Annotated in this window: 7 protein-coding genes; 3 read left to right on the plus strand and 4 right to left on the minus strand. The window is 67.5% G+C overall.

Features of this window, described 5'->3' with window-relative positions:
• Positions 1-4 precede the first annotated feature (4 nt).
• The gene (locus MSZK_RS07695) at positions 5-454 is read right to left on the minus strand and encodes an SRPBCC domain-containing protein (RefSeq protein ID WP_099246462.1); all 450 of its coding nucleotides are present in this window, start codon (positions 452-454) and stop codon (positions 5-7) included.
• Positions 451-786 carry a helix-turn-helix transcriptional regulator gene (locus MSZK_RS07700; protein WP_099246464.1) on the minus strand — a complete coding sequence of 112 codons (336 nt, stop codon included), beginning with the start codon at positions 784-786 and terminating at the stop codon, positions 451-453. The genes MSZK_RS07695 and MSZK_RS07700 overlap by 4 nt, the downstream gene beginning before the upstream one ends.
• A 79-nt stretch (positions 787-865) precedes the next feature.
• On the opposite strand from MSZK_RS07700, the gene MSZK_RS07705 reads away from it, so the two are divergent.
• Entirely contained in the window at positions 866-1,609 is a 744-nt protein-coding gene (locus MSZK_RS07705; RefSeq protein ID WP_099246466.1) for a DUF899 domain-containing protein, read from the plus strand.
• Here the strand turns inward: MSZK_RS07705 and MSZK_RS07710 are convergent.
• Positions 1,606-2,793 carry an acetate kinase gene (locus tag MSZK_RS07710; RefSeq protein ID WP_099246468.1) on the minus strand — a complete coding sequence of 396 codons (1,188 nt, stop codon included), beginning with the start codon at positions 2,791-2,793 and terminating at the stop codon, positions 1,606-1,608. The two genes, MSZK_RS07705 and MSZK_RS07710, sit on opposite strands and share 4 nt — an antisense overlap.
• Positions 2,793-4,862 carry a phosphate acetyltransferase gene (gene pta / locus MSZK_RS07715; RefSeq protein ID WP_199203231.1) on the minus strand — a complete coding sequence of 690 codons (2,070 nt, stop codon included), beginning with the start codon at positions 4,860-4,862 and terminating at the stop codon, positions 2,793-2,795. Before pta ends, MSZK_RS07710 begins: the two co-directional genes overlap by 1 nt.
• 360 nt (positions 4,863-5,222) lie before the next feature.
• On the opposite strand from pta, the gene MSZK_RS07720 reads away from it, so the two are divergent.
• Together MSZK_RS07720 and MSZK_RS07725 are read left to right on the plus strand one after the other, a co-directional pair.
• Positions 5,223-6,686 (plus strand): hypothetical protein, encoded by a 1,464-nt coding sequence (locus MSZK_RS07720; protein ID WP_099246472.1) that lies wholly within the window; start codon positions 5,223-5,225, stop codon positions 6,684-6,686.
• Positions 6,683-8,092, plus strand: coding sequence for a glycosyltransferase family 2 protein (locus MSZK_RS07725; RefSeq protein WP_371411297.1), 1,410 nt, complete (start codon positions 6,683-6,685; stop codon positions 8,090-8,092). The genes MSZK_RS07720 and MSZK_RS07725 overlap by 4 nt, the downstream gene beginning before the upstream one ends.
• Positions 8,093-8,204: the final 112 nt, after the last annotated feature.

The following is an 8,204-nucleotide window of genomic DNA, read 5'->3' on the forward strand; positions in this document are numbered from 1 at the left end:
GCTGTCAAAGCCCTTCGCGATTGCTGAGCCTTACGGCCAGTTGGTCGGACGTGACGATCCACCCGGTGTGGAACGACTCGAATTCGGTTGGCGGCAGGAGCGAATGCTCGATCGACATCAGGGTCTCGTCGCTGCCCGCGGGGGTGAACGACACCGTCACCACGCTGGTCTGGGTCGGGTCTTCCCAGTCGGAGTTGCTCCAGGTGAAGCGCAGCAGCGTCGGGCGTTCGATGGCAAGGAACTGTCCGCTGATGAGCACCCGGGTGCCGCCGTCGTCGACGTCGAAGCGAAGGGTACCTCCCACCCGCGCCTCGACGCCGACGTCGACGACGTGAACCGGGTGCGGACACATCCAGTCCCGCAACGCTTCCGGGTCGAGCCACTGGTCGAACACCACGTCCGGCGGGGCGGGCATGACCCGCTCGACGACGACGGTGACCGTGTCGCCGGTCATCGCTGCCGGCCGTTCTTGCGACGCAGCCGTGCCGCCAGGACGTCGGCTCGCACCGACCAGAATGTGGTCTGCTCGTCGAGCCAGTGCTGGGCGGCGGTCAGCCCGTCGGGCCGCAGCGACACCCAGTGTTCGCGGCCGCGTATGTCGCGCGCCACCAGCCCGGCCGATTCCAGCACGCCGATGTGCCGTGACACGCCGGCGAACGTCATCGGCAGTGGGGCGGCGAGATCGGTGATCCGCGCGTCGCCGTTGCGCAGCGTCTCGATCAGGTGGCGACGCGTCGGGTCGGCCAGCGCGGCATACGCACGGTCCAAGTCCTGATCTTCAACCATCTTGTTGACTATAGACCGTCCGCCATGGTTCGCTGGAGACGGATATTCAACATCTTTGTTTAACGACCTGGAGGTCCCCGTGGAGACACCCGCCGTCGTCTCGGCATCCGAATGGGCCGCGGCCCGTCAGCAGTTGCTGGTCCAGGAGAAGGAACTGACCCGAGCGCGTGATGCGCTGGCCGCGCAGCGCCGGCGGATGCCCTGGACACCGGCGCGCGGCGACTACCAGTTCGACGGGCCCGACGGCACGGTGACCCTCCTCGATCTGTTCGACGGCCGCCGCCAGCTGATCGTGTATCGCGCCTTCCTGGACCCCGGCGTGCACGGCTGGCCCGATCACGGCTGTGTCGGATGTTCGTTGATGGCCGATCACGTCGCCAACCTCGCCCACCTCAACGCCCGCGACACCACCCTGGTCTACGTCTCGCGGGGCGAGCAGGCCGACATCGCGCGGATCAAGGCCGCCATGGGCTGGGACATCCCGTGGTTCACGATCGTGCCCGGTCCCGGTGGCGCGTTCGACGTCGACTTCGGGGTGGACCAATGGCATGGCACCAATGCGTTCATCCGCGACGACGATCAGATCTACCGCACCTACTTCATCGACAGTCGCGGTGACGAGATGTTCGTCAACACATGGCATTTCCTCGACATGACCGCGCTGGGACGCCAGGAGAGCTGGGAGGACTCCCCACCCGGCTACCCGCAGACCAAGCCCTACGAATGGTGGAGTTGGCACGACACCTACCCGGCGCACAGCCCGTCGCGGTGGTTCGGCGATCCCGACCCCGACGACCCGCGCGATCCGCGACCACCGCGTTAGAGCACGGTCAGGCAGGCCTTGGCGATCGCCAGCTCCTCGTTCGTCGGGATCACCAGCACCGTCGTCGGCGACTTCTCGGCCGAGATCCGCCGCGCACCCCGTGCCGGGCTGTCGTTGAGGTGTTCGTCGAGTTCGATCCCGAGCGGCGCCAGCGCGCTCAGCGCGTCACGCCGCACCCGCGCGTCGTTCTCGCCCACACCGGCGGTGAATGTCAACACGTCGGTGTGACCCAGCACGGCCAGGTAGGCACCGACATACTTGCGCAGCCGATGGATGTACACCTCGTAGGCCAATCGTGCTGCCTCGTCACCGGATTCGATCTGCCGGTGAATGACCCGGAAGTCGATCTCGCCGCTGAGCCCGAGCATCCCGGAGTGCCGGTTGAGCATGGTCTCGATCTCTTCGACCCCCATCCCTGCCGTGCGCCAGAGGTACACCAGCACACCGGGATCGAGGTCACCGGAGCGGGTGCCCATGACCAGCCCCTCCATCGGGGTCAGGCCCATCGAGGTGTCGACCGGGCGCCCACCGGCGATGGCTGATGCCGAGGCGCCGTTGCCGAGATGCAGCACGATCTGATTGAGCGATTCGATCGGCACATCGAGGAACTGCGCGGCCTGCTGGCTCACGTACTGATGTGAGGTGCCATGAAAGCCGTAGCGCCGAATCTGCCAGCGGGCGGCCAGGTCCCGGTCGATCGCATAGGTCGCGGCGGCGGCCGGCAGGTCGTGGAAGAACGCGGTGTCGAACACCGCGACATGCGGCAGGTCGGGCAGCACGCGCCGGGCCACTTCGATTCCCAGCACCGCGGGCGGGTTGTGCAGCGGTGCCAGCGGCGCCAGCTCGGCGAGCTTGGCGATCAGCGCATCGTCGACGATCGTAGGCCGGTACAGGTCCTGGCCGCCGTGCACCACCCGGTGGCCGACGGCCACCAGACCCAGGCTGTCCAGGTCCTGGCCGGCCTCCCCGAACAGATCGAACGCAGTGCGCAGGGCCGCCTCGTGGTCGGCGATCCGGCCGTCGCGGCGCACCTCCCCGGTGGGCAGCACCAGCGTCGCGGAGGACGTCTCTTCGCCGATCCGCTCGACTATCCCGTGCGCCAGCGACAGCGACGTCTCCGGTTGCAGCAGCTGGTATTTCAGCGACGAGGAACCGGAGTTGAGCACCAGTACGGTAGCCGACATCACTGCCCCTGAGCCTGGATCGCGGTGATCGCGACGGTGTTGACGATGTCCTCGACGAGCGCGCCACGCGAGAGGTCGTTGACCGGCTTGTTGAGCCCTTGCAACACCGGCCCGATGGCAATGGCCCCCGCACTGCGCTGCACCGCCTTGTACGTGTTGTTGCCGGTGTTGAGATCCGGGAAGATCAGCACGGTCGCGCGCCCGGCCACCGCCGAGCCGGGCATCTTCGCCGCCGCGACGTCCGCGTCGACGGCGGCGTCGTACTGAATCGGCCCTTCGACCAACAGCTCCGGTGCGCGTTCGCGCACCAATTCGGTGGCAGCCCTGACTTTCTCGACGCCGCTGCCGCTGCCGGAGTCACCGGTGGAGTAGGACAGCATCGCCACCCGTGGGTCGATGCCGAATTGAGCGGCCGTGCGCGCCGAGCTGATCGCGATGTCGGCGAGTTCCTCGGCGGTCGGGTCGGGGACGATCGCGCAGTCGCCGTAGGCCAGCACGCGGTCGGCCAGGCACATCAGAAAGATGCTCGACACCGTGGACACGTCGGGCTGGGTCTTGATGATCTCGAATGCGGGCCGCACGGTGTGGGCGGTCGTGTGCGCCGCACCGGAGACCATGCCGTCGACAATCCCGTTGTGCACCAGCATCGTCCCGAAGTACGAGACGTCGTGCATGATCTCGCGGGCTTGCTCCACCGTGACGCCCTTCTTCTTCCGCAGCTCGGCGTACTGGGCGGCGAACTCGTCGCACAACTCACTCGTGCGCGGGTTGAGCACGGTGGCCGCCGTCAGATCGACACCGAGTTCGGCTGCGCGGGAACGGACCTGGGCCTCATCGCCCAGGATGGTCAGTTCGGCCACGCCGCGAAGCAACAGCCGGCCCGCCGCACGAAGGATGCGGTCGTCTTCGCCTTCGGGCAGCACGATCCGCTTGCGGTCGGCCCGTGCCCGCTCCATGAGCTGATAGGTGAACATCTGCGGCGTGGTCACCGTCGGGATCGGCAGGCTCAGGCGGTTCTGCATGTCGTCGATGTCGACATAGCGGTCCATCAGCGCGATCGCGGTGTCGACCTTGCGCTGTGAGGTGGCGGTGACCCGGCCCCGGGTGGCGGCCACCGCGCTGGCGGTCTCGAACGTGCCGAGGTCGGTGGCGATGATCGGCAGCCGCAGCCCCAGCCCGGCGACCAACTCGGCGATCGAGCGGTGCATGGGCAGCCCGCCGTTGAGGATGATCGCCGACAGCGACGGAAAGCCCTCGGCGGCGTGGGCACTGGTGACGGCCAGCACCACATCGGACCGGTCCCCGGGGGTGATCACCGCGACGCCCTCGGTGAGCCGCTCCAGACAATGCTCGGCCGTCATCCCCGCCACGAGCACGCCCATCACCTCGCGGCCGAGCAGCGAGGAGTCGCCGTGCACCAGGACCCCGTCGACCGCGCTGCTCAGGTCGGCGACGGTCGGGGCCACCAGCAGCGGTTCCTCGGGCAGCACGTATACGCGCGGGCCCAGGTTCGCGCAGGCCTGCGCGACCGCCTCGAGCTGGGCCGGGTCGGCCCGGTTGGCCACCACCGCCGCCGTGTGGGCGTGCTGGGCCGCCAGCTCCGCCAGACACAGTTCGATGACCTGGGCCACCTCCTTGGGGGTGCGGTCGCGAGCCCGCACCGACAGCAGGACCGGCGCGCCGAGGTTGGCCGCGATCCGCGCGTTCATGCTCAACTCGGTCGGCGTGGCAACGTCGGTGTAATCGGATCCGACGATCACGACGGCGTCGCAACGCGCGGCCACCTCGTGGTAGCGGTCGACGATGTCGGCGATCGCGCCCTCGGGATCGGCATGCAGCCGCTGATAGGTCACCCCGACGCAGTCCTCGTAACTGAGCCCGGCGTTACTGTGCGCCAGCAACAACTCGAGAATGTAGTCGCGGTTCTCTCGCCGGGTGATCGGACGGAACACCCCGGCACTGCGCACCATCGCGGTCAGCCGGTGCAGAATGCCGAGCGCGACGGTGGATTTACCGGTGTCACCCTCGGGCGACGCAATGTAGATCGACGTGGTGCGGGCGGCGGTCACCACACCAGCTTTCCGTAACCGGGATCGATGCAACACTCGGATGCCGTGTGGCAGCCCAAGCGACGGCGCGCCGTTCCCCCCCGTTCAGCGAAACTACCCGTCGGTTAATTAAGAGTCGTTCACAGAAATGCGAACATGGCAAATTACGATAAATGCGCCGGGAGCTGCGGAACCCTCGACAAATTTGTATGATTCTCTCGGCGTTTGATGCGTTGAGCAGTCGGAGTTGAACTCCGACGGGCGCCATTCCATTACTGCCATGGGATTGCGCAAACCATTCGGGGCGAAGGAAACGGTGTGAGTAGCCACGCAGATCTCACTGCTGGCCGTGTCGCGCCCGAACCATTCCCGTACCGCCCGATGGCCGAACCCACGACGGTGCCGCTGCCGGTCGCCACCGCCCCGGCCGGGCCCCGGCGCCGCCGCGCGGTGCTGTCCTACGTCGCGACGCGTCGCGAACTGTGGGCACGCATCGTCCTGGTCCTCGCGCTGGCGGCGATCGCCTACGTCGTGCCGGCGGTCAACGGTTTCAGCGAAGCCGCCGCCGGCTCGCTCAGCGGATACACGCTGATGCTGCCCCTGCTCGCGGCGCTGGTGGTGGCCGGCTACACCCGGCCGCCGCAGGGCGTCTCCGACGCCGAGACCGACTGGATCGTCGCGATCCTGGTCTGCGGCGGCGGCTTCCTCGCGGTCACACTGTTCAGCCAGCGGCTGCCCACCCTGGCCGCACTCTGGCGGGTGGACAACCTACGACCCGCGCTGTGGGCCGCCGGTGCGGCCATGGTGGTGTTCTCGGTACGCCACGTCCTGCGCATGTGGACGGTGTGGGCATACGTCGTCCTCACCGCTCCCGTCATGACCTACCTGCTGCTCACCGCCGAACTGGGCGGCTCCGACGAGGACGCCGCCTTCGTCGCCGCCGTGTTCGGCACCGTGGCCGTGTATTTCTCCGCCAGGGTCGTCAACTGGCGCTGGCGACTGCTGGCCACCGGCCTCAACTTTGGGATCGCGGCCGCGTTGATCCCCCTCACCGGCTACCTCACCGACAGCCTGCTGCCGCGGATGATGATCGTGGCCGGCGCGCTGCCGCTGCTCACGATTTTCGTCGTGCACCACGGCGCACACGTCACCGGTACGCAGCGATTCCCGCACCTGCGCACCCAGTTCCCCCACCGCGGCGGGTGGTCGTATCCGGCGCTCATCGTCATCTCACTGGCGCTGTTGTTCACCTCGCTGCACGCGCCGAAAGAGCCGGACGCGCCGATGGCCCACGGCAATTGGGCCACCCAGCTGGGCCTGCGGCCGGTCGCGCAGTTCGACTTCATCAGCCGTTTCGTCGGACCCGGCGCCACGCTCACCCGCTATCAGCTCCCGGCCGGACGGGAGGTGAGCGGACTGGCGATCGACGTGATCTCGGCACCCAGCCTGGCCCGGCTGCGCGACTACTCCTCCGCGATCTGGTACCCGTCACCGGCACCCACCAACTACCAGCCGATATCGCTGCCGGCGCCGGTGTCGGCGGTGTCGCTGCAAAGCGGCGGGGCCAGCGTCAGCCGGCCCGGGCAGTCCAGTGACTGGTACCTGCTGACGTGGATCTGGGAGGTGCCCACCGGGTATCAACGCGTCACGATCATCATGGACCAGGGTGTCCGGCCGAGCCAGCCACCGGCGCCGCGCCCGCTCACCCTGCGTAACTCGCTGATCGAACCGTTGGCCTGGCTGGCACGCGAGCAACCCGATCCGGCCAACTCGACACCCGCGCCGGTACTCGCCGCGACCAACGCGGTGGCCCGTGAAATCCTGTCGGCAGGGGCACCTGCGTGACCACCGCCGCACGTCTGCTCCCCGGACACCTCTCCGCCCGTACCGCGCTGGGGCCCAAGTCGATTCTGCGAGTGCTGGCCGTGGTGGCCGCCGGCATAGGCCTGGCCGTGGTGTACCCCGCCGTGACGATCACCGTGGTCACGGCGATCGTCGCCGTGCTGTACCTGTGGTCCACCATCGACCGCGCGTATCTGATGCTCAGCGGATTGCGCAGCCCCGCCCTGGTCAGAATCTCCGACGAAGAAGCGCGGGCCATCCCCGACGACGAACTGCCGTATTACACCGTGTTGATGCCGGTCTACGACGAGCCCGCGATCGTGACCAACCTGGTGAAGGGTGTCGGCCGGCTGGAATACCCCGCCGACCGGCTGGAGTTGCTCCTCCTCGTCGAGGAGGACGACCCCGCGACACGCCAAGCGCTGGCCGGTTTTACCGTCCCGGGCCTGCGCGTGGTCGTCGTGCCGCACAGCCTGCCGAAGACCAAACCCAAGGCCTGCAATTACGGAATGTCGCTGCCGGATCTGCGCGGCGAGTACGTCACCATCTACGACGCCGAAGACATCCCCGAGCCGCTGCAACTGCGGCGGGCGGTGGTGGCCTTCCGCCGGGCACCCGCCGAGATCGGCTGTCTGCAAGGCCGACTCGGCTATTTCAACGAGACGCAGAACCTACTCACACGGTGGTTCTCGCTCGAGTACGACCAGTGGTTCGGTGTGGTCCTGCCCGCCGTCGAACGGGCCCGCTGCGTCGTGCCCCTGGGCGGGACGAGCAACCACATCCCCACCCGGGTGTGGTTCGAGGTGGGCGGCTGGGACGAATTCAACGTGACCGAAGACGCCGATCTCGGGGTGCGCTTGGCGCGGCACGGCTACCGCACCCAGATCCTGGACTCGATCACTCTGGAAGAAGCCAATTCCGATGTCGTCAACTGGGTTCGGCAGCGATCAAGGTGGTACAAGGGCTACCTGCAGACGATGATCGTGCACCTGCGCAGACCGCTGGTGCTGCGTCGCGAGATCGGCACCAAGGCCACGCTGCGCCTGATCAACATGACCGGCGGCATCCCGATCACGAACCTGCTGAACTTGGTTTTCGGCGGGTTGGTGGTGGCGTGGATCGCGGGACGCCCCAACTTCGTCACCATGTTTTTTCCACCGTTCACCTACTACATCAGCCTGGTGCTGTTCCTGGTCGGCACACCCTTTTCGATGTACACCGGATTCCTGCTGGCCCAGGCAATCGGCAAGCCACACCATTGGTGGCCCGCGCTGCTGGCCCCCGGCTACTGGGTTCTGCAGGCGGTGGCATCGATGAAGGCGGTGTACCAGTTGATCTTCCGGCCGTTCTTCTGGGAGAAGACCGTCCATGGATTGAGCACCATGCCGGCAACCGGCACCCGACACTGAGGACTTCATGAAACTGCGTCGTATCCCGCTCGTGCTCGTGGTGCTGTGCGCCCTGACCGTTCCGCTGTCCCCGCCGGCGATCGCCGCCCCCGATCCGACGACGGAACCCGCC

This window comes from Mycobacterium sp. shizuoka-1, from assembly GCF_002723835.1.
Lineage (GTDB): Bacteria > Actinomycetota > Actinomycetes > Mycobacteriales > Mycobacteriaceae > Mycobacterium.

Excerpts from the sequence above, each read along its gene's own strand:
- MSZK_RS07695 (WP_099246462.1), bottom strand. The coding sequence starts at position 454 with ATGACCGGCGACACGGTCACCGTCGTCGTCGAGCGGGTCATGCCCGCC.
- MSZK_RS07700 (WP_099246464.1), bottom strand. The coding sequence starts at position 786 with ATGGTTGAAGATCAGGACTTGGACCGTGCGTATGCCGCGCTGGCCGAC.
- MSZK_RS07710 (WP_099246468.1), bottom strand. The coding sequence starts at position 2,793 with ATGTCGGCTACCGTACTGGTGCTCAACTCCGGTTCCTCGTCGCTGAAA.
- MSZK_RS07720 (WP_099246472.1), top strand. The coding sequence starts at position 5,223 with ATGGCCGAACCCACGACGGTGCCGCTGCCGGTCGCCACCGCCCCGGCC.